The 21047-nt window shown below is 59.9% G+C and carries 20 protein-coding genes; 7 read left to right on the top strand and 13 right to left on the bottom strand.

The annotated features are described in order from the left end of the window. Nucleotides 1-1448: 1448 nt before the first annotated feature. Nucleotides 1449-2771: a group II intron reverse transcriptase/maturase gene (ltrA, locus tag B5526_RS01300; protein WP_433994614.1), complete on the top strand. Its 1323-nt coding sequence runs from the start codon at nucleotides 1449-1451 to the stop codon at nucleotides 2769-2771. Between the two features lie 176 nt (nucleotides 2772-2947). Here ltrA and B5526_RS01295 read toward each other — a convergent pair whose 3' ends face one another. Then, the gene (locus tag B5526_RS01295) at nucleotides 2948-3478 is read right to left on the bottom strand and encodes a 2'-5' RNA ligase family protein (RefSeq protein WP_079536269.1); all 531 of its coding nucleotides are present in this window, start codon (nucleotides 3476-3478) and stop codon (nucleotides 2948-2950) included. A 260-nt stretch (nucleotides 3479-3738) separates the two neighbouring features. Continuing rightward, on the bottom strand, nucleotides 3739-4032 hold the full coding sequence (locus tag B5526_RS01290; RefSeq protein ID WP_079536267.1) for a GYD domain-containing protein: 294 nt from the start codon (nucleotides 4030-4032) through the stop codon (nucleotides 3739-3741). 357 nt (nucleotides 4033-4389) lie between these two features. On the opposite strand from B5526_RS01290, the gene B5526_RS37300 reads away from it, so the two are divergent. The 3 genes from B5526_RS37300 (at nucleotide 4390) to B5526_RS01280 (ending at nucleotide 6626) form a co-directional block, all read left to right on the top strand. Beyond that, the gene (locus tag B5526_RS37300) at nucleotides 4390-4671 is read left to right on the top strand and encodes a hypothetical protein (RefSeq protein WP_197688404.1); all 282 of its coding nucleotides are present in this window, start codon (nucleotides 4390-4392) and stop codon (nucleotides 4669-4671) included. Between the two features lie 30 nt (nucleotides 4672-4701). Next, nucleotides 4702-4920, top strand: a complete 219-nt coding sequence (locus B5526_RS01285; RefSeq protein ID WP_154071070.1) for a hypothetical protein — start codon at nucleotides 4702-4704, stop codon at nucleotides 4918-4920. 476 nt (nucleotides 4921-5396) lie between these two features. Beyond that, on the top strand, nucleotides 5397-6626 hold the full coding sequence (locus tag B5526_RS01280) for an ABC transporter substrate-binding protein (protein ID WP_079536264.1): 1230 nt from the start codon (nucleotides 5397-5399) through the stop codon (nucleotides 6624-6626). Between the two features lie 908 nt (nucleotides 6627-7534). Here the strand turns inward: B5526_RS01280 and B5526_RS38315 are convergent. Further along, nucleotides 7535-7690 carry a hypothetical protein gene (locus tag B5526_RS38315; protein WP_172841942.1) on the bottom strand — a complete coding sequence of 52 codons (156 nt, stop codon included), beginning with the start codon at nucleotides 7688-7690 and terminating at the stop codon, nucleotides 7535-7537. Between the two features lie 938 nt (nucleotides 7691-8628). On the opposite strand from B5526_RS38315, the gene B5526_RS01270 reads away from it, so the two are divergent. Beyond that, complete coding sequence (locus B5526_RS01270; RefSeq protein WP_079536260.1) at nucleotides 8629-9024, top strand: nuclear transport factor 2 family protein; 396 nt, start codon at nucleotides 8629-8631, stop codon at nucleotides 9022-9024. A 903-nt stretch (nucleotides 9025-9927) separates the two neighbouring features. Here B5526_RS01270 and B5526_RS01260 read toward each other — a convergent pair. After that, on the bottom strand, nucleotides 9928-10113 hold the full coding sequence (locus tag B5526_RS01260; protein ID WP_079536259.1) for a hypothetical protein: 186 nt from the start codon (nucleotides 10111-10113) through the stop codon (nucleotides 9928-9930). 117 nt (nucleotides 10114-10230) lie between these two features. On the opposite strand from B5526_RS01260, the gene B5526_RS01255 reads away from it, so the two are divergent. Together B5526_RS01255 and B5526_RS38755 are read left to right on the top strand one after the other, a co-directional pair. Beyond that, nucleotides 10231-11517, top strand: a complete 1287-nt coding sequence (locus B5526_RS01255) for an adenylate/guanylate cyclase domain-containing protein (RefSeq protein ID WP_244562167.1) — start codon at nucleotides 10231-10233, stop codon at nucleotides 11515-11517. After that, nucleotides 11478-12011, top strand: a complete 534-nt coding sequence (locus tag B5526_RS38755) for a tetratricopeptide repeat protein (RefSeq protein WP_244562166.1) — start codon at nucleotides 11478-11480, stop codon at nucleotides 12009-12011. The genes B5526_RS01255 and B5526_RS38755 overlap by 40 nt, the downstream gene beginning before the upstream one ends. Nucleotides 12012-12167: 156 nt before the next feature. Here the strand turns inward: B5526_RS38755 and B5526_RS01250 are convergent, their stop codons facing one another. The 9 genes from B5526_RS01250 to B5526_RS01210 all read right to left on the bottom strand — a co-directional run bounded on the left by B5526_RS01250 (nucleotide 12168) and on the right by B5526_RS01210 (nucleotide 21040). Beyond that, nucleotides 12168-13256 (bottom strand): sensor histidine kinase, encoded by a 1089-nt coding sequence (locus tag B5526_RS01250; RefSeq protein ID WP_079536257.1) that lies wholly within the window; start codon nucleotides 13254-13256, stop codon nucleotides 12168-12170. Beyond that, entirely contained in the window at nucleotides 13253-13693 is a 441-nt protein-coding gene (locus B5526_RS01245) for a response regulator (RefSeq protein WP_079536256.1), read from the bottom strand. Before B5526_RS01245 ends, B5526_RS01250 begins: the two co-directional genes overlap by 4 nt. Beyond that, on the bottom strand, nucleotides 13690-15219 hold the full coding sequence (locus B5526_RS01240) for a sensor histidine kinase (RefSeq protein ID WP_154071069.1): 1530 nt from the start codon (nucleotides 15217-15219) through the stop codon (nucleotides 13690-13692). The genes B5526_RS01245 and B5526_RS01240 overlap by 4 nt, the downstream gene beginning before the upstream one ends. Nucleotides 15220-15346: 127 nt before the next feature. Beyond that, nucleotides 15347-16696, bottom strand: a complete 1350-nt coding sequence (gene accC, locus B5526_RS01235; protein WP_079536254.1) for an acetyl-CoA carboxylase biotin carboxylase subunit — start codon at nucleotides 16694-16696, stop codon at nucleotides 15347-15349. A 124-nt stretch (nucleotides 16697-16820) separates the two neighbouring features. Beyond that, nucleotides 16821-17303 carry an acetyl-CoA carboxylase biotin carboxyl carrier protein gene (gene accB, locus B5526_RS01230; protein ID WP_079536252.1) on the bottom strand — a complete coding sequence of 161 codons (483 nt, stop codon included), beginning with the start codon at nucleotides 17301-17303 and terminating at the stop codon, nucleotides 16821-16823. Nucleotides 17304-17344: 41 nt separating this feature from the next. Continuing rightward, nucleotides 17345-17827, bottom strand: coding sequence for a type II 3-dehydroquinate dehydratase (aroQ, locus tag B5526_RS01225; RefSeq protein ID WP_079536251.1), 483 nt, complete (start codon nucleotides 17825-17827; stop codon nucleotides 17345-17347). A 251-nt stretch (nucleotides 17828-18078) separates the two neighbouring features. Continuing rightward, on the bottom strand, nucleotides 18079-18912 hold the full coding sequence (locus B5526_RS01220; RefSeq protein ID WP_079536250.1) for a DUF1236 domain-containing protein: 834 nt from the start codon (nucleotides 18910-18912) through the stop codon (nucleotides 18079-18081). 219 nt (nucleotides 18913-19131) lie between these two features. Further along, a complete protein-coding gene (locus B5526_RS01215) occupies nucleotides 19132-20067 on the bottom strand; it encodes a hypothetical protein (protein ID WP_079536248.1) in 936 nt (311 codons plus the stop codon). A 205-nt stretch (nucleotides 20068-20272) separates the two neighbouring features. Continuing rightward, nucleotides 20273-21040 (bottom strand): DsbA family protein, encoded by a 768-nt coding sequence (locus tag B5526_RS01210; protein ID WP_079536247.1) that lies wholly within the window; start codon nucleotides 21038-21040, stop codon nucleotides 20273-20275. Nucleotides 21041-21047 lie beyond the last annotated feature (7 nt).

Here is a 21047-nt window from a genome sequence, read left to right as displayed (position 1 = left end):
CATGGAGTGGTGGCGCCGGCCGAAAGCTCGGCCAAGCGCGTACTCGACTACGCATCAACGGCCCTGTCTCGCAACCAGCGAGAGGCTGATCGATTAGAGACCCAGCTTAGCAGAGTCCTTGGTGATGCCGGCCGTTAGGTCGTGGGACTTAGCACAAGCGGCACGCTCCCCAGGATAGGCAGCAGCCCGCGCAACCCGCGCAGCCCGCGCAACCCACGCAGCCCGCGCAGCCACCGAACCAGAAGCCACCGAACCCGCAGCCGCCGCCGCCGCCGCAACCTCGGCAGCCACCGAACCCGCCCCCGCCGCAACCTCGGCAGCCGCCGCCACCGCCGCAACCTCGGCACCCGCCGCACCCGCCGCCACCTCGGCAGCCGCAACCACCGCATCCGCGGGCTAGCTGCACGCCGCTGCCAACGTTTTCCCTATCGAAGAGATGGAACGTAGCGAGACTGACGTCGGCCATTTCCTCTTCGCCAAGAACGAAGCGCTGATTGGGCGAGGTATTGTCAGATTGCGGGATACCGGCAGTGGGCATCGTGGATGCGGATGCACTACCCACCAGCGAAAGACCCAGTCCGGCGGCACCCAGCACCTTCACGGCGGCGGCTTTGGTTGTGCGTTTCTGCTTCGAAGCTTGCTTGACCCGTGGCATGGTCGCATCCTCCGTAAGTTCTTGTGAAAACGCTTGGCAAGCGTGCGCTCGGCGAAACCGGCGCGCAAGGGTTACCTGTGCCATAAAATGCGAAACATCTCATAGAGTTCCATTCATCTTCATGAATGAGATCGACACATAACCGCTTTTGGTTGAGCAGAATCCCGCCATCTGCGTACATACAGCAGCATGGACCTGTATGTCCGGTATTGCCGCAAATGCGAAGTGCCGACGTCATCGGGCAATGTCCGAGTTCGAGGGCGAAGCGGAAAACATATGCGAAGCGCCGGGAGACCGGCAAGGAGTAGAGAGTGCGAGTCTCTTACGATGAAGGAGTAGCGATCCACATCGGCCCCGAGTCATGCGCAGTTGCCCGCGAGGGTTTCGGCGAAGCGTTGACAGGGGCGCGCATAGGCCAGCCATTGAGCCGCGAAAGATTCCTATTCTGGGTGCCGACGCCGTGCATTTGGCGGAAGGCAACACATCCGGGCGCGTCATCGCGAGCGCCAGGACGACCCGGCGTGGTCAGAGACCCTGGCATGTGCAGACGCTCCTTGCACGGGAACCGGGAGATCTCGCGATCGACCGCTCGGCAACAGCCGTCGGTCCGCATCGGGAAGGCGAGGAGCCGTAGCCGATGATGCACGGTCGCGAGAAGTCAGACTCTGCCATAGTAGCTGTGAAGCCGACGAACAAAGCGGTCCCGACCGCAGCGGAGCCGGTGGAGCCAAGGGCGGGGGCCAAGGGGAACGCGCGCCAGCAAAGCACGCACCGGACACAGGGACGGGAGCGCGTGGCACAGGCGCTGGAGCGCGTACGGCAAGCCGCAAGGCAACGGAAGAAGGAGAGGTTCACTGCACTCCTCCACCACATCAGCATCGACTGCCTGCGGATGGCGTTCTTCGCGCTCAAACGCGATGCCGCCTCCGGGGTGGATGGACTGACGTGGCCGACCTACGAAGCAGACCTTGACCGAAACCTCACTGATCTGCACGAGCGGGTTCATCGGGGAGCATACCGGGCACTGCCATCACGCCGGACGTACATACCCAAGGCGGGTGGGAAACAGCGTCCGCTGGCGGTTGCGGCACTCGAGGACAAGATCGTCCAGAGAGCGACCGCGGCCGTGCTGAACGCCATCTACGAGGAAGACTTCCTCGGGTTCAGCTACGGGTTCCGACCCAAGCGAGGTCAGCACAATGCGCTGGATGCGCTGGTCGTCGGGATCACGAGCAGGCGAGTGAACTTCATTTTTGACGCAGATGTGGCCTCCTTTTTCGACTCAGTCAGCAAAGACTGGCTGGTGCGATTCGTGGAGCACCGCATCGGCGATCTGCGCATTATCCGCCTGATCCAGAAGTGGTTGAAGGCGGGTGTCCTAGAGAACGGGGTTGTCACGGTCAGTGAAAAGGGGACGGGGCAGGGATCGGTAATCTCACCGCTGCTTGCCAACGTCTACCTGCATTACGTGTTCGACCTCTGGGCCGAGCGCTGGCGACGGCACGAGGCCACGGGCGATATGATCCTCGTGCGTTATGCTGATGACATTGTCGTCGGCTTCGAGCACGAGGCGGACGCCCGGCGCTTCTGGGACGATATGCGCAAGCGGTTCGAGGAGTTCTCGCTGTCGCTCAATCCGGAAAAGACCCGCCTGATCGAGTTCGGCCGCTTTGCGGCGGAACGACGCGCTCGTCGCGGGCTCGGAAAACCGGAGACCTTCAACTTTCTTGGCTTTACCTTCATCTGTGAACGCAACAGCCGTGGGCAGTTCCTTGTCAAAAGAACAACACGGCGCGATCGCATGCGGGCAACGCTCAGGAGGATCAAGGAGGAACTGCGACGGCGCATGCACGAGCCTATCCCCGAGCAAGGGGCCTGGCTCAAGCAGGTGGTCAGAGGCTTCTTCGCCTATCATGCCGTGCCGACCAATGGCCCTGCACTGAGAGCATTCTACCATTATGTGAAGCGCATCTGGTTGCGCACGCTGCGGCGGCGTAGCCAGAAGGACCGCTTCTCGTGGCAACGAATGCACGGGCTCGCCGCCAACTGGCTCCCTCAACCGCGTATCCTTCACCCGTATCCTGACAAGCGTTTCGCCGTCATGCACCCAAGGTAGGAGCCGTGTGCGGGAATTCCGCCTGCACGGATTTGGGCGGGGGGCGGTCAGCAATGACCGTCCCTACCGCGCTTCGCACTGAGTTCTTCTCAGTTTGACCCATACCGGAAGTCGCCCTTTTGACAGACGGTCGCTGTCATCACAGCCGCGCGATAGCGCCGTGGTTGGTCATAGCGTCACGCGCCCAAGCTGAACAAATCCCTAATCCCCCAACGACCAGACCGGTTGTCCATCAGAGCTATCTTGGACGCGAACGCGCGGATCGGCAATTTTCCTTGAGATGCCTTCGCAAGGTCTTCGGCGACAGCGGCGATCTGCTGTTCGTTCACGAGCTGCGCCACGGATAGGTGAGGAACAATGTCGGACCACTTTCCGCGATACGGAGGCGTTTCCGGGAACAGATTCCAAATCGACAAAGTGAGTTGGCGGAACGGCTCATCGGGCTCCGGAGCCAAATACAATACCTCGATTGGGAATCGCCGGATCGCGCTAAGTGAGAACCGGATCGGTTCGAAGCGCGCAAAGCAATCGCGTAATTTGCCGAGCGTTATGTTGTCGACCTCGCAAGGTGCTTTGAATGGATATAGCAATGTGATGTGCGCAGGCATACCGGCAGCAGCTGAGGGATCGTAACGATCACGGAATGGCTTCGCGACGGCCTCTGCTTCCGGCACCAAGACCACCAATGCGGATTCGCTCGGCGACATGCTGCTTAGTATCCATCAAAAACAGGAAATAAAAAATATGCCTCAAGCGAGCCCGCCAACATGCTCGAATAAGGCAACGCTCGTGACTTCCGAAATTGGCACGTTTGAGACGTGCCGGCGGCATCGGACCATGTCCGAGTCCGGGAGCAAAGCGGAAGACATTTACTCGTTCTGAATTGGGGGCCCATAACAGCGAATGCGCGTTGCTCCACGGAACGCGCCTCTTGGCGGCCGTGCAGAAGGGCAGACGCGGACGCGTGTCAGAGCATCTTACCGACAATATTCGTCATCTCAGCCGCTGAAAAGGCTCGCAGCGTTTCGGTGCGGACGTTGCCGAGCGCGCCGAGACTCAAGTTCAGCGACATGGCGGATGACTCATCCGGTGCCTCGACGATCGTCACAATGTCGTATCGCCCCTGCGTCCAGACGATGTCCTTCACAGTCACGCCGAATGTCTTCGCCATTTCCTTGAAGGCATCTGCCCGCTTTGGAGAATCCTTGGCATTGCGGATTCCCTGCTCAGTGAACTTCGCCAGCACGACATAAGTTACCATGGTCGTCCTCCTAGGTTTAGGACCCTGTGCAACTTTGCATGAGGAAGCCTGCCTGAGCTTGCCACAACAGTCCCGGCACGGCCACAGGCTCGATCGGTCAGCGGATATGACGTATCCTGCCGTGCAGTCACGATCGTAACTTGCGGATGAATATCGCTACGGATGCGCTTCGATTCCTTCGCGGCTATGCAGAGGAGCGCAAGGGCCGCGCGAAACTGAGGCACAAGTCGGTGGATACTCTGCGCGGCTATACGAGGTCGTTCGAGTGTTTTCGTGATGTGTGTACTAGTTCACAAGGTCTAACCGGTGTTTCGGTTAGCCTGCCTTTAGGAACTGGCTTATCGCGGAGGTTCTTCGATGTCGCGTTCGTTCCGTAGCAACACTTTTTACAAAGTTGCGCCGCTTTCTTCGCGAGAGGATTTTGGCCGCCACTTTTGCCCGCAGGAGAATAGGCGGTGCTTAGCCGGACTTTCATTTGAAGAAACAATCGAGTTTGAAGCTCTCGAAGCACTGCCCCCTCTGGACGACAACGGAAATGTTGGCTGGACATTCGAGGGCGAACCGACAACTCCCCGTGAAAAACGTTGGCTCGAACTTTATAGGAAACATGAACTAGCGTTGAGGCCGAAGCGGCGTTGATCCGGTTTCGCGTGGCACAAGGAGAAGGTTATGGAACCATCAATGGATGATTTACTTGTGCGTCAGGTTAGTGCCCTAGTGAGTACCACTGCTGATGCAGTGTGCACCAAGGGGGAAAATGTTCCGTCCATGGAGGCGCAGTTCTACGAAATTCTGGCGATACATTGCGCCGAAAAGCAAAGGCTCGCAGCAGCAGCATTTGCAAACAGCGTGGCGGCAAGGGCTCAAAAGGGTTTGATCTACTGGTAGAGCATTTGTTCTCAGTGCGAGGACAGACACCCTTGGTAGGATTTCCTAGTGCGATGTGGTGCAAGCCGCCTCCGTCATCGACGGCGAAGACGGTTCGGTGACGGCTGTCCAAAGCCCAACTCCGAGAATCCGGCTGATCGCTCTGAGAGAGGTCCTTGGGCAACCAATGGTGCGCCATTTCCGGTACTGGCACCTTTGAGACATGCCGACTGTATCGCGCAATGTCCGCTTTCAGGGCTAACCGGCGGCTGAGCAAGTGCACCTTCCCTCAAACCGACGGAGAGGAGTAACGCGGCTCCTGACCATTAGGGTCAGCTACATTGACGAATCGCACGAACTGACGCCGAAAGCGCACGCGAGGTGGCGTTCGTGGAGATCGACAACTGTTGACGAAGGGTGTTCACTACCGCAGAGGGGATCCGAGAGAGGTCTCCAACAACAATAGACACATTCATTGATTCATAGGGAGAAACGAAATGTCTTTCGTCGCGCGACGATTGGCGGCGTTTTCGACCGCCATCATTTTGCTAGCTGCCAGCGGAAGCAGCGCACTTGCCCAGAAGAAATACGATCCGGGTGTTACCGACACGGAAATCAAGATCGGCAACATCATGCCGTACAGCGGCCCAGCATCGGCCTACAGCGTCACCGGTCGGACCGAGGCGGCGTATTTTCGCAAGATAAACGCCGAAGGCGGTATCAACGGCCGCAAGATCAACTTCATTTCCTACGACGACGCTTACAGTCCACCAAAAGCAGTCGAGCAGGCGCGCAGGCTGGTCGAGGGCAACGAGGTTTTTCTGATCTTCGGCTCGGTTGGCACGCCGTCCAACACGGCCATTCAGAAATATATGAACGTGAAGAGAGTGCCGCAGCTGTTCGTGCAGACTGGGGCAACCAAATGGAATGATCCGCAGAACTTCCCGTGGACCATTGGCTGGAGCCCCAACTACCAGAACGAGGCACGGATCTACGCAAAGTACATTCTGATGGAAAAGCCAAACGCCAGGATCGGCGTCCTCTACCAGAACGACGACTACGGGAAGGATTATGTCAAAGGCCTGAAGGACGGCCTCGGCGACAGGGCCGCGTTGATGATCATCGCAGAGGAGGCCTATGAGGTGTCCGACCCGACCATCGACTCGCACATCGTCAAAATGAAATCGCTAAATGCCGATGTATTCGTCGACATCACCACGGCGAAGTTCGCGGCGCAGGCGATCAGAAAAGCGGCCGAGATCGGTTGGAAGCCACTACACTTCCTCAACAACGTCAGCACCTCCATTGGTGCCGTGATTAGGCCGGCCGGCGTGGAGAAAGCGCAGGACATCATTTCAGTGGCCTATCTGATGGACGCACTCGATCCGCAGTGGAAGGATGATCCGGGCATGAAGGCGTTCGACGAATTTCTCGCCAAGGATTTCCCCGAAGGCAATCGGGCCGATAGTCTGGTGATGGCAGGCTACAATATGGCCCAGACGCTCGTTCAGGTGCTGAAGCAGTGCGGCGACAATCTCTCGCGCGAGAGTGTGATGAAGCAGGCCGCAAACCTCAAGAACTTCAAGACCACGAACCTGCTGCCCGGCATCAAGATCAATACCAGCCCGATCGATTTCGCGCCGATCAAACAGGTGCAGCTCAGGAGGTTCAAGGGCGACAGATGGGAGTTGTTCGGGCCCACACTAAGCAGCGAAATCGGGGGCTAGAGCGTTCTATTCGATTCATAGCAACGGACAGCCCCGGCGCGCTGATCCGCACCGGGACGGAGACGATCTTTGCCGACGGGGGAAGCCGGCAGCATCCGGATTTTCCAATTCCCGCTCTCGCGAACGTTCACTGCATCTGACGAAGTCCTGGCTCACGTCGGTTTTTGGCACGTTTGAGACATGCCAGGCCGGCCTGACGATGTCCGTAGTTCGGGGAAGACCGGAAGTGGCCGGCACCTGGCCAAACCGACGTGATTGACCATTAGCGGATATCGGAGGCGCGGCCCCTTGGACATGCGCGCATGATCTTGCTGTTTTGAACGAACGTGAGGCCGGTGCCCCTTGGGGAGACGACCGCCCGAACGCATTTGATCGGCAGCGTCCCAGCCCGCCGCGTGCAGGTCGGGACCGTTCGCCACCCGACAAGTTGATTGGAGCAAATGCGATGCGTTCTTTTGGCCTTAAGCCTGTTGATGATCTTGTGTGCTTCTGCAAGCGCCGCGACTGTGCATCACACTATCCCGCGACATCATGTCATCGTTCTTCCTAGCCAAGGGTTCTCGGGCTACGCCGTTCCGGGCTGGGCCTACGCAGCGCCTCCGCCTACCGTTCACTACGACGACACACCTAGCTACAACGATCCGTCCAAGTTTGGCGGCTCAACGGCCTTACCTATCGAGAACCAGACATAGGAGCGGCGGACTCGGCCACCCAAATGCGCTCGCGAGACTTGGTAGCGTTCATGGCGCCGATTACAGCGGGCTTTGTGGCGCCGTGCAACGCCACTAGGATTGGCGCCGCCAATGACTAGATTCATTGATCCCAGAGCGCCTCATGGGTCCGAGCGCCGAACTCGCGGCGCAGCACACTTGACCTGCGTGAGTGCTGCCCCATCCCCTTCTTGACCGTCAGTCGCGTTCGAGGATCTTGGCGCCCGGGTAGACCCGGCGGGCGTACGCAACGACCAGCGCGCGGTCCTGTGTCTCCAAGAACGGAGTCCGGATCTGACACGACCCGACGATGAGGTGCCACAAGCCGTTAAGCTTCTGGATGATGACGTTCATGATAGTGCTTCCTTCCTGCTTGAGAGGTGTTGTGGACGAATTAACCCGCCGGTTAAGTGTGCACATAAAGCGACCGTTACATGTCCTGACACAACCGTGCGGGCAAACGCGAACGGACTGGAGCACGAACGCAGAGGCTAGTGCTATGGTCGCCGGTAAGGATAGGAGGGGAAAAGCAAGGCGGTAAAGCCGATCAGCGCAAACCAACGCCGCCTCATGCTACACCTCCAGGCAAGTTTCGCGATCCGTTACTCCACCCTACGCTCACATTCGCGAGCAGCTGACCGAGCCAATGCCTTAGCCGCATCAGCGTGTGCGGCTTTCTCAGCTCGCCGCTCATAGTCCTCAGCAAGCGCCTTAAGCTGACCCGCAACGTGTTGGTCGGTCATTGTTTGGGCCGCCCGGAGTATGGTCCGTGCCGTGTCCAAATATTCTTTGCTCAGCATTTCGCCTCCACAATCCCAGTTCGAACGGCATAACGCCGTCGAACTACAACCAATCACAGAGAGACGGATCGGACCATTGCACAGACGTTCATCAGTGCCTTACATTTGTTTGAGACGATGATACTTAGGTTTACGATTTCGGGTTTTGGCACCTTTGAGACATGCCGGGGCGGTCTGACGATGTCCGTTGACGGGGGTAGACCGAAAGTGGTGTTTCGGGGCCGTCAGGACCGTTTTTGACCCGAAGGTGACACTCGGTTAGGCCACTTGTCCAAATCGAGGCGAGAAGTTCTTCGCGCCATTGGCCGACGAAATCCGCACATTGTCGGGGGCTTCCCACAGGCGTATCCTTAAACCAAACCGCAATCGAAGGTATCGCGAGGCGACGCACGACTGGCGCGACCGGCATAGCCCCACGTTTCAGAATAGCGTACAGCACAATGAATTCAGTGGTCCCGAAATGATAGTCGGAAGCGCAGGTGGGAGATTGAGATGGATGATCGAACCGTGCGGGCGGCGCTGGAGCGCCATTGGGATGCTTCGGACGCGAGCGATTTCAAGGTCGAACATGAAATCTACCGCGAGGATGCTGTGCTTGATTATCCGCAATCGGGCGAGCGGATCCGCGGCCGGCACAACATTCAAGAGAGCCGATTCGTCCAGCCAAACAAGAAGCGTTTTACGGTCCGGCGAATTATCGGCAGCGGCGATCTCTGGGTCACTGAATTCGTACTTACCTATGACGGCATACCATCTTACGCGGTGAGCATCATGGAATTCCGCGAAGGACTGGTGGCCAATGAAACGCAATATTTCGCCGATCGGTTTGACCCTGCACCCTCGCGTGCGCATCTTGTTGAGCGAGTGGGCGAAATCACGTCATTCTAAATAATCCGGTGGATTATTCAGCCGACTTGGCATTGCTATGCGCGTCCTAGACGCATTGTCAGCCACAACGCGCATCATGGTTAATCTTGATAAGAAAGCCCGCCGACCAGCGCGCCCGGCGGGCTAGTTTAATGCGACTGTCCTCCTAACCGCCATCATTCACGGACGCGTTGCGGCCTGCTTTTCTTGCGGCTTTCCGAGCAGACCAACGCGCTCGAAACCGCTTCAAGGCGCGAAGCGTCATGGGGGCGACCGCTTGAAGCGCTAGAGAAGCACCTCCGGCTACCAGCCCCTTGACAAGATCAAATGCTAAATCGGGCCAAAAGTACCACATGACCCCTGCGTCCTTCTTCACAGGGGCACCGCCAGGCAGCAGTGGGCAGAAAAAAGAAATAGAAAAGCCCCGTCCGTCGCCGGCGGGGCCCAGAAAATCCCTGTACGCAGTATTCAGCGCACGCGAAACCTCTTTGGTTCACCCGCTCAAGGTGGACTCAAAAATGAGAGAGGTGCACACCATAGTAGTAGCCGTGCAATTGAAACCGCGCATGACGATACTCCTAAAATGCCGCATGCTTTTGATGAAAACGGCCGATAGCAGAGTTGCGTGCTTTCGTCAATTCAATTTCATGGCGCAACCGATTTCGAGACCGTGTGGCGCGCTCCCCACCGACGGGCGGCCATCCACTTAACACAACCAGACTGAACGGCTCCTGTCTGTGTGCCATTTCACAATTGGGATCATATATGAGCTGCCGAAGTTGGCCGATCTCGCGTAGCAATGGCTGCATTTGCTCGGTGCGCATTGAATGTCGCAGCGAGCTGGCCGCAATCCCGATGACCGATTACGCCGGTTGCCGACTACAGGCTAGTTGCTTCGTGGCGTGGCGGTCGCGCCTGCGTTGCTCAGGGCGCTTCAGCCATTCGATAAATCTCGTCGTCAACGCAATGAACAGCGGAGGCAAGGTGCTTGTCGGTGGCCTTCGCGCCGCCGTAGCAGACGATGACATCGCAATCGTCGAACGGGTCAGGATCGGGACCTTGCATCGCGGCGGCGCTGACGATGTCTGCTGTCGGGGGTAATACGTACATCCCATTTCAATGGCGTCAGGACTGTTTTTGACCCATTTCGGACGTGGGGCATAGCCGGACGTCGGCCCACAATTGTGCTATATGAACATTCAATTTCCCCGAGCCCGGGGGTGCATCTTGAGCAGCGAGCACGTAGAGCGGCGACTGGCGGCTATTCTGGCGGCGGATGTCGCGGGCTCTTGCCGCTTGATAGGGATGGACGAAGAAGGCACGCTGGAGCAACTGAAAGCTCTCAGAAAGACGCTTTTCGATCCCAAGATCGCTGATCATCGCGGACGCATCGTCAAGAATACCGGGGACGGCGCGCTCGTTGAGTTCGCCAGCGTGGTCGACGCCGTGCGATGTGCCGACGAAATCCAACGCGGCATGGCAGAACAAAATACCGATGTGCCGCAGGACAAGCGGATCGAGCTCCGCATCGGCATTCACGTCGGTGATATTATCATCGCAGACGATGATATCTTTGGTGATGGGGTCAATATTGCAGTGCGTCTCGAAGGGATCGCAGAGCCGGGTGGGATTTGCATTTCCGACGATGCTCACCGGCAGGTTCGGGGCAAGGTTGAGAGCACCTTAGAGGATATGGGTTCGCAATCTTTGAAGAATATCGCCGAACCGATGCGGACCTGGCGCGTGCGCATCGGCCCAAGCTCTTCGCCGACAACAAAACCGAAGACCGAGACTGCGCAGCCCCTCGCGCTCCCCGACAAACCCTCCATCGCCGTGCTGCCGTTTGAGAACATGAGCGGCGATCCGGAGCAGGACTATTTCGCGGATGGCATGGTGGACGAAATCACCACCGCCTTGTCGCGGTTCAAATCTCTATTCGTGATCGCGCGCAATTCGAGCTTTACTTACAAGGGGAGGGCCGTCGATATCAAACAGGTCGGGCGCGAGCTCGGTGTTCGCTACGTCCTGGAAGGAAGTGTGCGCAAGGCAGCCGGAAAAGTCCGCATTACCGGCCAATTGATTGATGCCATGACCGGCGCGCACCTTTGGGCTGATCGATTTGAAGGTGATCTAAGCGATGTTTTTGCGGTGCAGGACGAGGTGACGGTGAATGTTGTTTCTGCCATTCAGCCAAAATTGCTTCAAACAGAAATGGATTTGGCGGCGCGTCGGCCGAACAACCTCAGCGCCTACGACCTTTGTCTTCGAGCACAACACCTCCAGTCATGGACCCGGGGCGGATCGGCCGAGAGCCTTCGGCTTGCCTCTCGCGCATTAGAGATTGACCCTCAGAGATTGACCCTCGGTGCGGCTTTGCTGCTACCCTCGCAGGGGAATGCCACCTCCGAAATGCACGTCACGGATGGGCGGCCGATCCGAAGTCAGAAATTGCGGAAGGATTTCGGTTTCTCCGGTTGGCGCTCAGTATCGACGGGAACGCCACTTTGGCATTGAGCATGCTTGGCCGCGCAACCGCTGGCTTTTCTGGCGATTTCGATACTGCAAAGGAGATGGTGGACCGCGCGGTCGCCTTGAACCCTAATTCATTCCGCGCATGGGAAGAGCGAGGTTGGGCTTACCTAACAGCGGGGCAGCCCGAAGAGGCAATCCGGAGCTTTGAGCGCCGCATTCGATTAAGCCCATTTGACCCGTTGCTTTTTGCAACGTTTGCAGGAATGAGCGTTGCATTCATCGGTCTTGGTCGTTTCGATGAGGCAGTCTCGGCAGCCAAGAAGGCCGTCCGCCAGAACCCGCTTTTTCCTTTCACTTATCGCTGCCTTGCGTCGGCGCTGGCTCATCTAGGACGCGAAGCAGAGGCAAGGGAGGCAGTGGCCGGTCTGCTCGAACTCGAACCCGATTTTCGCATTTCTGAACGGGTAGCGCGCGGCGATGTATTGGGGCTTCAGTTGTATATCGACGGTCTCCGCAAAGCAGGACTTCCAGAGTGACGCGGCGTCCCGTCTCGCGGCACCAGCGATTTGATCGAGTAGGCCGCGACCGCGATTTCCGCTGCACTTTTCGGACCGCACGCGATATCCGACTTGAGTCCGGACTGCGCACCAAAGCGGACGTCCGCCGGCCACTCGGAATGATGGGTTCACACCCTAGCTCGTCGTCGCGCAGCCGGCGTTTGCCACGGGCTTGACGCGGAGAAAGCGCAGCACGATCCGGGTTCCGGGATGGGCCGGATCGCGTTCGGGATTTGCCTCGAGCTTGGCCGCCATGGCGCTGACGATGCGCTGTCCCATCCCGGTCGAGCGCGGGTCGCTCTTGGCGTTGAGCCCGACGCCCTCGTCCGCTATCGACAGCACGACATCGTCGCCTTGCGCATGAAGGTCGACGTGAATGGGCCCGGCGCCGTCGGGGTAGGCGTATTTCACCGCATTCATCACGAGCTCGTTGACGATGATGCCGATCGCAACCGCGCGGTCGGGGTCGATCTCGATCTGTTCGGCCTTCAACGTCAGTTGCGACATCTTGTTGCCTTCAGCGGACCTGCGGAGGTCTTCCAATAGTGCTTCGAGATACTGGCTCAGCGACACGCTCTTCAGGTCGTGCGTCGTGTAAAGCCTGCGGTGCACCTGCGCCACCGCGGCGACCCGTCCCATCGCATTGGTCAGCGCCGCCTTGACGTCGTCCTGGGTTGAGGAATTGGCCTGCAGGTGCAACAGCGAGGCGATGATCTGAAGCGAATTGCCGACGCGGTGGTTGACTTCGCGCAACAGCACCTCGCGCTCGGCGGCAAGTGCTGCGTAGCGGTCGCGGGAAGCATGAACCTCGGCCTCGGCGTCGTCGCGGGCTTTCTGGATGGCCGCCTGCCGCAACGCGCCGTCGATCGCGACCTGCAATAGCGGGATGAAATCGCCGTGCACATCCTTGACCAGATAGTCGGCGGCGCCGGCCTTCAAGGCGGTGACGGCGATGCTGGAGTCCTGCGCCGCGGTGACGAACACCACCGGCGGGGCTTTCGGGATCGCCAAGATCCGCTCCAGCGTCTCAAGGCCGTCGAGGCCGGGCATGTATTGATCGAGCGCGATGACGTCGATGCCGCCTTGCGCGAGCCGGTCGAGCCCCTCGGTGCCGCTGGCGGCGTGGATCACCTTGAAGCCGAGCCGCGTCAGGCCGCGGTCGACCAAGCGGGCCAGCGCCGCATCATCGTCGATAAAGAGCAGCGTCGGCATTGCGGGGTTCATGGGGAGGCCGGCGGAACCTGAATGACGGAGAAAAACAGCCCGAGTTGACGTATGGCGTTGGCAAAGCTCTCGTAATTGACCGGCTTGGTGATGTAGACATTGCAACCCAGCTCATAGCAGCGCTTGATCTCCTGGGAGTCGTCGGTGGTAGTGAGCACCACGACTGGGGCGCATTTGAGATATTGGTTTTCCTTGACCCGCCGCAAGATGTCGATGCCGCTCATATCCGGCAGGTTGAGGTCGAGCAGGATCAGCAGCGCCTGGCCCTTTTGCGCGAGGCCTGTGCCATCGCGGCCGAACAGATAATTCACCGCGGCCGTACCGTTGGTGAACGGCAGAATGTCGTTGTTGACGCCGGAGCGGCGGATGTTGCGTTCGATCAGGCGCGCGTGCCCCTCGTCGTCCTCGATCATGATGATGGTGACTGGCTTGCTCATTTTTCTCTGTTCCGGTTGCTCGCTGTCCAATTGATGGGCAGGGTGATGATGAAGGTAGAGCCGCTGTTAAGCTCTGAGGATACCGACATGGTCCCGCCAAGCCGCCGCACCAGCGCGCGGACATGGGCCAGTCCAATCCCCTGTCCGGGTTTGTCCTGCGTGCCGGCGCGGCGAAAAAGGTCAAAGATCCGCTGATGATCCCGGGGATCGATGCCGCGGCCGTTGTCGGCGATCTCGAAAATCGCAAAGCCGAGCTTGGTGCGGCCCCGGATCGATATGCCGCCGGGAACGCCCGGCTTGAGATATTTCAGCGCGTTGTCGATCAAATTCGAAAAAATCTGTTCGAGCGCGAGGCGGTCGCTTGTGATGTGCGGCAGCGGCTCGATGCGGATCTCGGCCTCGGCCTCCGCGGCCTGGTGCGCAACCGTTGCCACGATGCCTTCAATCAGTTCGCGGGTGTCGATCCTGACCGGTTCGAACTCGCGCCGCCCCTCGCGGGTCAGGTTGAGGATCGCGGTGATGAGCCGGTCCATCTTGGCGATCGAGGATTTGATGAAGCCGAGGGCTTCGGAAAAATCCTGCGCGAGCTGCTTGTCTTCGCCCTCGAGCGCCTGCTCGACGTCGTCGCCCACCGGCGGCCCCGGCAAAGCCGGGATGGCCGCGCGGCTGAGCGAGGCGATCCGCCGGAAAATGTCGGCGCGCAGTTCTTCGAGCTCGCTGGTAAATCCCATGATGTTGACCAGCGGCGAGCGCAGATCGTGGCTGACGATATAGGCGAAGCGCTGGATTTCGTCGTTGGCCTCGCGCAGATCGGCGGTGCGCTCGTCGACGGTGGCTTCCAGATTGATATTGTTGTCGCGCATTTGCGCTTCGGCGTCGTCGCGCGCGCGCGCCGAGCGTCGCACCAGAAAGATCGAGATCGCGGCCAGCAGCACGACGAAGCCCGAGCCGATCCAGGTCAGCGAGGCGGCAATCGTCTGGCTGCGGTCGGCATTCTTGGTGCGCAGGGTAAACAGGCGGTTTTCCTCGGCGCGCATCTGGCTGGCGAGATCGTCGATCCGCTTCATGGCGTCGCGGCCGATGCCCTCGCGGATGATCCTGGTGGCATCGTCGACGCGCTGTATCCGCGCAAGGTCGATGGTCTTGCGGAATTCCTGGATTCGCTGGTCGCAGAGCGGAGCCATCTCACCGACCAGCCGCTTCTGCACGGGGTTGTCGCTGGTCAATTGGCTGAGCCGCGTCAGCGCCGGCGTGAGCTTCGAGGCGGCTTCTTCGAAGTCGGTCTGGAATTCCGGCAGCAGCGTCGAGAGATAGCCGCGCTGCGCGCTTTCGGCGCGACGCAACTGCAGTTCGACCAGCGAGATCTGGTTTTCGACTTCCACGGTGTGGACGACCGAGCGCGCATCCTCCCGCGCCAGGTTCACCAGATGGACCGAACCGGCGCTGATGATGGTCAGCACCACGAGGCCCGCCGCGAACAGCAGGATTTGCCCAATCGCGCGCCGGCGCGTGGCATCAAACTTCACAATGATCTCGCGTCATAAGCGAATGGAATTCAAGCATTCTCCCGGGCGGGAAAAGCGCCCCAACTGACCGAAACGCTTGTCCGCGCAATTGGTTCCAGGCCGATGATAATGTTTGGGGCGGGGCCGCTCAATCGGCCGGCTGGCCGGCCAGATACTGTTCGAGCCAGTGGATATGGTAGTCGCCGTCGATGATGTCGGGTTCCCGGACCAGCGCCCGGAACAGCGGCAGCGTGGTCTCGATGCCTTCCACCACCATCTCGTCCAGCGCCCGGCGCAGCCTCATCAGGCACTCGGCGCGGGTCTTGCCGTGGACGATCAGCTTGCCGACGAGCGAATCGTAATAGGGCGGGATGATGTAGCCCTGGTAGACCGCCGAATCGATCCGCACCCCGAGGCCGCCGGGCGGATGATACTGCAGGATCTTGCCGGGCGAGGGGCGGAAGGTGACGGGGTTTTCGGCGTTGACGCGGCACTCGATCGAATGGCCGTTGATCACGACCTCGTCCTGGGTCACCGGGAGGTCGCCGCCGGCGGCGATGCGTATCTGCTCCAGCACGAGGTCGATACCGGTAATCATCTCGGTGACGGGATGCTCGACCTGGATGCGGGTGTTCATCTCGATGAAATAGAACTCGCCGTCCTCGTAGAGGAATTCCACGGTGCCGACGCCGAGATATTTCATCTGCTGCATCGCCTTGGCGACGGTCGAGCCGATTTTCGCGCGCGCCGCCGGATCGAGTGCGGGCGAGGGGCCTTCCTCCCAGACCTTCTGGTGGCGCCGCTGCAGCGAGCAATCGCGCTCGCCGAGATGGATGGCGCCGCCGCGGCCGTCGCCGAGCACCTGGATTTCGATGTGGCGCGGCTTCTGCAGGTATTTTTCCAGATAGACCGACGCGTCGCCGAAGGCCGATTTGGCTTCGTTGGCGGCTGTCGAGAGCGCCAGCATCAGGTCGTCTGATGTCTGCGCGACCTTCATGCCGCGGCCGCCGCCGCCGGAGGCCGCCTTCACCAGCACCGGAAAGCCTATTGCCTTGGCGATCGCCATCGCGTCGTCGTCCGGACCGACCGCGCCTTCGGAGCCGGGCACCACGGGAATGCCGAGTTTCTTGGCAGTCTTCTTGGCCTCGATCTTGTCGCCCATCAGGCGGATGTGCTCGGCCTTCGGCCCGATGAAATCCAGGTTGTGGTCGGCCAGGATTTCGGCGAAGCGCGCGTTCTCCGACAGGAAGCCGTAGCCGGGATGCACCGCATCCGCGCCGGTGATCTCGCAGGCCGCAAGCAGCGCCGGCACGTTGAGATAGCTGTCCTTCGACGGCGGCGGGCCGATGCAGACGCTCTCGTCGGCAAGCCGCACATGCATGGCGTCGGCGTCGGCGGTGGAATGCACCGCTACCGTCGAGATGCCAAGCTCCTTGCACGCCCGCAGAATGCGGAGCGCGATCTCGCCGCGATTGGCTATCAGGATCTTGTCGAACATGTCTTTCCAGGGGCGAGTAGCGAATTAGAGGCGAGTAGCGAATAGCGAATAGCGATTAGAAGAAATTTTGTCGCCGGCTTCATCTGCTTACCTATTCGCCATTCGCCATTCGCTATTCGTGCTCTTACTCAATAATCACCAGCGGTTCGCCGAATTCGACCGGCTGGCCGTCCTCGACGAGAATCTGCGTCACGGTGCCGGCGCGCGGCGATGGAATCTGGTTCATCGTCTTCATCGCTTCGATGATCAGAAGCGTCTGTCCGACCGAGACCTTGGCGCCGACTTCGATGAACGGCTTGGCGCCGGGCTCCGACGCCCAATAGGCGGTGCCGACCATCGGCGAGGGCACGACGCCCGGATGTTTTGCCATATCGGCGAGCGCAGCCGGGCCCGCAACTGCAGGCGCCGCAGCCGCGGCCGCCTGAATGCTCGGCGGCATCGCCGCGGCGATCGTCACGTTGCGCGCAACCCGCACCCGAAGGCCGGCGCGCTCGATCTCGATCTCGGTGAGACTGGTCTCGTCAAGCAACAGCGCGAGCTCGCGAATGAGCGCGCTGTCGTTGCTTCCCGTTTTTACGGCTGATTTGTCGTCAGGCTGGCGCGCCATGAGCTTGATCCGGGGCTTTCTAATGAATGAGGGCGGAGGCGTCAGGCTTTGGCCTTGACGCCGATCCTGGCGGCAAGGCCGGAGATCGCGAGCCGGTAACCATCGATGCCGAAGCCGGAAAGCATCGCGAACGCGGCCTTGGCGGTGAACGAATGATGACGGAAATTCTCGCGGGCGTGAATGTTTGAGATGTGCACTTCGACGGTCGGAATTTTCACCGCGACCAGCGCGTCATGCAGCGCGATCGAGGTGTGCGAATAGGCACCGGCGTTGATGATGATCCCGGCCGCCTTTTTGGCGTGGGCCTCGTGGATGAAATCGATCAGTTCGCCTTCGCGGTTGGACTGCCGGCAATCGGCCTTGAGGCCGAACCGCGCCGATGTGTCCGCGCACAGTTTCTCGACATCGGCGAGCGTCGCATGGCCATAGGTCTCGGGCTCGCGGGTCCCCAACAAATTGAGGTTCGGGCCGTTGAGCACGTAAATCGTATCGGCAGACGTCTTGTCAGTAGAAGGCTTGGCCATCCAGATCCCGGCAATGGGGCTATAGGTGGCGCGGTTATAGGTAACTACAGCGCCAAGGGGAAGCCTTTAGGGCGCCCGGCACAGCGCTCAAATGCCTCATCCGGCTTGCAAAAAGCGGCGCAGAAGCTGTGGATAACACGCATTAACCAATGTTTAGGGATGGCCCACGGGGTCATCCGGACCGGCCGCGATGCCACGGCAAAAGGGGCGGGCATTTCTGCCCGCCCCGAACCCGCAACTGCCTGCAAGATTTAGACGTCAAGCACGTCCACGATCTCGTACGTCCGCGGGTCCACCACCACGATCTTGTCCTTGACGAGGATGTACTCATATCCGCGCCACTGCGGGTAAATCGTCACGACTTCCCGCGGAAGCGGATAGAACTTCACGTCACGCTCGCGCGGAATGCGCACGCCGGGCCGGATCTCAAAGTTGACGTTGGTCACCGGCTGAACGTGCTGCTCCTTGATCACGCTCGTGATCTTGGTGCGCTGCTCGGGCGGAAGCTTGGCGCTGGCGCCGACCTGGCCGGTGGTCGTGGTCGAAGCGCCGCTCTTGGTCTCCGCATTCATGTTGGTGTCGCGGCCCTCGCGACCCTGCGCCGTGTTGCGATCCTCGCGGCCCTGGGCGGTGTTGCGATCCTCGCGGCCCTGGCCCTGGGCATTCATCTTGCTGTCGCGACCTTCGGACTTCATGTCCTTGGCGCCCTTGGCGTTATCGTTCTCGGAGCTCATGCTCTTCGACTTTTCGCCTTTCATATTTTCCTGGGCCGATTTTTCACCCTTTTGCCCGGCCTTCATCTCGTCCTGAGCGCGCTGGCTCTTGGCGCCGCCGGGCTGCATCTTTTCTTCCGACTGCGTGGACTTTGCCGCGCCCTTGTCCGGGGTATCGCTGCGATTCATCTCATTGCGATTCGTCGGCGTCGCCGACGAGGGGGCGGCCGACGGTGACGACGGCGCGCTCTGCTGAACGGCGGAACCGGAAGACGTTCCTTCGCGGCTCATCCCGGTTCCCTGCGCATTTGCAAAACCGGTTCCGGCGATCAGCGCCGCTGCGGCAACCGAAATCATGAAACGAGTAGTCATCGAATTCTCTCCTCAAGTGTCTGCATTGCCCGCGCCGACAACGAAAGGCGATGTGCGATGTTCCTCGATATCGGAGGTTCCATCGATTTTGTTTTTTGAACGCAGGATGAACGAGCGAAGCACGTTCCGAAAAACCGCGCCTAATGTGCTGCGATAGATCTAGATCAGTGAATCGATTTCCGCGGCATCATCGTTAGATGTTTCGCAGCCGCGCCAATCTCAGCCGCAGGCCCACTCGAAGGCCATCGTCTCCAGATCGAGCTGGGCATTGCCGCCGCCAAAATTGAATCCGCCAAAGTGTTCCTCGAACTCGAGATAGCTCGGGCCGTATTTGGGCGTCCATTGTTCGGGGAACATGGTGCCGCCGAAATGGTTGCGCCCGAACAGGCGCTTCAAGTCGAACGGCTCGGCTGCCGGAGAGAAGGGCGCAACGTAGTCGCCCATGTCGTTTTGGTGCAGGTGTTGGTCGCGCGGGGCCTTGCCGACATTGGGATCGCCTTCACGTAACGATACCCCGATCGCGTAGGCGCGGTGACCGATCTCCGGCACCTGTCCGAAGACCCGATACCAGTCTTTCTTTTCGATTTCCTCGATTGCATCGTAGCTGCCGATCTGAAGCTCGAACACGGCACGCGCAGAACCCTTCTCGATCCAGGGCGGCGGCGGGTTCTGGCGCAGCAGCGGATTGCCGGCAAGGCGAGGCGGCTGACACAACGGTCCTGCGAACTCGGCCTCCGTCAGCCAGATCGCCGCGAAACTGCGGCCCATCGCATCCTCCGCCATGCAAAATTCCATCGGATGCCGGTTCTGCTTGTAGCTCCAGAACGGCAACAGGTTTGGGTCGTCGGGACGGCCTTGCGTATCGGCGCGGAAATATTCGGCGATGGCTTCGACTTCGACCGGCTCGTCGTGTTGCTGATCCGCGAACAGGCTGAGTGCGACGAAGTCTGGTCCCTGCGTGCGATATTGCTCGGGAACCCTAATCGTAAAGCCAGGCTGCATCGGATAGCCGCAAAACGGGCTCAGCGGCCATTGGCTTTGCGTAATCCCGGGCGGCAGGCCATAGCACCAGCCATGGTCGTTTTCCGTGCCGCGCGCCGGCGGTATCTTCAAGAGTTCAAGGTTGTAGGCAAGCGTGGGCGGCGCCAATCTCATCGTTGTGTCCTGCAGTCAACGGGCAATCCAGCCGTTAGACGCTCGGCGGCATTCTGAGGTTCAGTCGCCGCTCGCCCAAATCATTTTGAGTAAGGTTTTGCGATGGCGCGATGAGACCATCGCACGAAATCTACGCAAAAAAGCCGGCTACGCTGCAGCCGGCCTTTGTTGGATCAGCGCTGGAAGAATGAGCGCCGCTAACGGTTCAGCACGTCGCCTTGCCGCAGCGGGCGATGCCGATCTTTTCCTTCAGACCGTCAAGGCCGACGGCGCCGATCACGACCTGCTTGCCGATCACATAGCTCGGCGTGCCGTTCATGCCCATCGCTTCGGCGAGCTTGAAGTTTTCCTCGATGGTGGCCTTTACTTCCGGGCTCGCGATGTCCTTTTCGATCCGCGCGGTGTCGAGGCCGGCATCCTTGGCGGCGGCCATCGCGCGCGCCTTGTCGGCCGGGCCGCGGCCGCCCAGCAGTTTCTGGTGGAAGTCGAGATATTTCTTGCCGCTGGGGTCCTGCATCCGCACGGCAACCGCGACCTTGGCGGCTTCGACCGAGCCCTCGCTCAGGACCGGGAATTCCTTCAGCACGACCTTGAGTTTTCCGTCGTTCTTCAGGAGATCGAGCATGTCGGACATCGCGCGCTTGCAGTAGCCGCAATTGTAGTCGAAGAACTCGACGAAGGTGACGTCGCCGTCCTTGTTGCCGAGCACCACGCCGCGCGGCGAATTGAAGATCGTGTCCGCGTTGCTGGCGACGCTCGCTTCGTGCTTTTCGGCGTCGGCCGCCGCCTGGCGCTTGTTCAATTCAGCCATCGCCTCTTCCAGCACCTCGGGATGCGCGATCAGGTAATTCCTGACGATGGTCTCGATATCGCCGCGCTGGGTGTCGTTGAAACTCTGAGCCGATGCGCCAGATGGCATCCCGCACAGCGCGAGCATGAGCAAAGCGGGGGCGAGAAAGCGGAACGAAGGCATTGGCAAA

Origin of the sequence: Bradyrhizobium lablabi, assembly GCF_900141755.1 — a bacterium.
Lineage (GTDB): Bacteria > Pseudomonadota > Alphaproteobacteria > Rhizobiales > Xanthobacteraceae > Bradyrhizobium > Bradyrhizobium lablabi_A.
The sequence above is the reverse complement of the archived record's forward strand: the minus strand, read 5'-3'. Positions and strand labels throughout refer to the sequence as shown.

Excerpts from the sequence above, each read along its gene's own strand:
- B5526_RS01295 (WP_079536269.1), bottom strand. The coding sequence starts at position 3,478 with ATGTCGCCGAGCGAATCCGCATTGGTGGTCTTGGTGCCGGAAGCAGAG.
- B5526_RS01290 (WP_079536267.1), bottom strand. The coding sequence starts at position 4,032 with ATGGTAACTTATGTCGTGCTGGCGAAGTTCACTGAGCAGGGAATCCGC.
- B5526_RS37300 (WP_197688404.1), top strand. The coding sequence starts at position 4,390 with ATGTCGCGTTCGTTCCGTAGCAACACTTTTTACAAAGTTGCGCCGCTT.
- B5526_RS01285 (WP_154071070.1), top strand. The coding sequence starts at position 4,702 with ATGGAACCATCAATGGATGATTTACTTGTGCGTCAGGTTAGTGCCCTA.
- B5526_RS01280 (WP_079536264.1), top strand. The coding sequence starts at position 5,397 with ATGTCTTTCGTCGCGCGACGATTGGCGGCGTTTTCGACCGCCATCATT.
- B5526_RS38315 (WP_172841942.1), bottom strand. The coding sequence starts at position 7,690 with ATGAACGTCATCATCCAGAAGCTTAACGGCTTGTGGCACCTCATCGTC.
- B5526_RS01270 (WP_079536260.1), top strand. The coding sequence starts at position 8,629 with ATGGATGATCGAACCGTGCGGGCGGCGCTGGAGCGCCATTGGGATGCT.
- B5526_RS01260 (WP_079536259.1), bottom strand. The coding sequence starts at position 10,113 with ATGTACGTATTACCCCCGACAGCAGACATCGTCAGCGCCGCCGCGATG.
- B5526_RS01250 (WP_079536257.1), bottom strand. The coding sequence starts at position 13,256 with ATGAACCCCGCAATGCCGACGCTGCTCTTTATCGACGATGATGCGGCG.
- B5526_RS01245 (WP_079536256.1), bottom strand. The coding sequence starts at position 13,693 with ATGAGCAAGCCAGTCACCATCATCATGATCGAGGACGACGAGGGGCAC.
- accC (WP_079536254.1), bottom strand. The coding sequence starts at position 16,696 with ATGTTCGACAAGATCCTGATAGCCAATCGCGGCGAGATCGCGCTCCGC.
- accB (WP_079536252.1), bottom strand. The coding sequence starts at position 17,303 with ATGGCGCGCCAGCCTGACGACAAATCAGCCGTAAAAACGGGAAGCAAC.
- aroQ (WP_079536251.1), bottom strand. The coding sequence starts at position 17,827 with ATGGCCAAGCCTTCTACTGACAAGACGTCTGCCGATACGATTTACGTG.
- B5526_RS01220 (WP_079536250.1), bottom strand. The coding sequence starts at position 18,912 with ATGACTACTCGTTTCATGATTTCGGTTGCCGCAGCGGCGCTGATCGCC.
- B5526_RS01215 (WP_079536248.1), bottom strand. The coding sequence starts at position 20,067 with ATGAGATTGGCGCCGCCCACGCTTGCCTACAACCTTGAACTCTTGAAG.
- B5526_RS01210 (WP_079536247.1), bottom strand. The coding sequence starts at position 21,040 with ATGCCTTCGTTCCGCTTTCTCGCCCCCGCTTTGCTCATGCTCGCGCTG.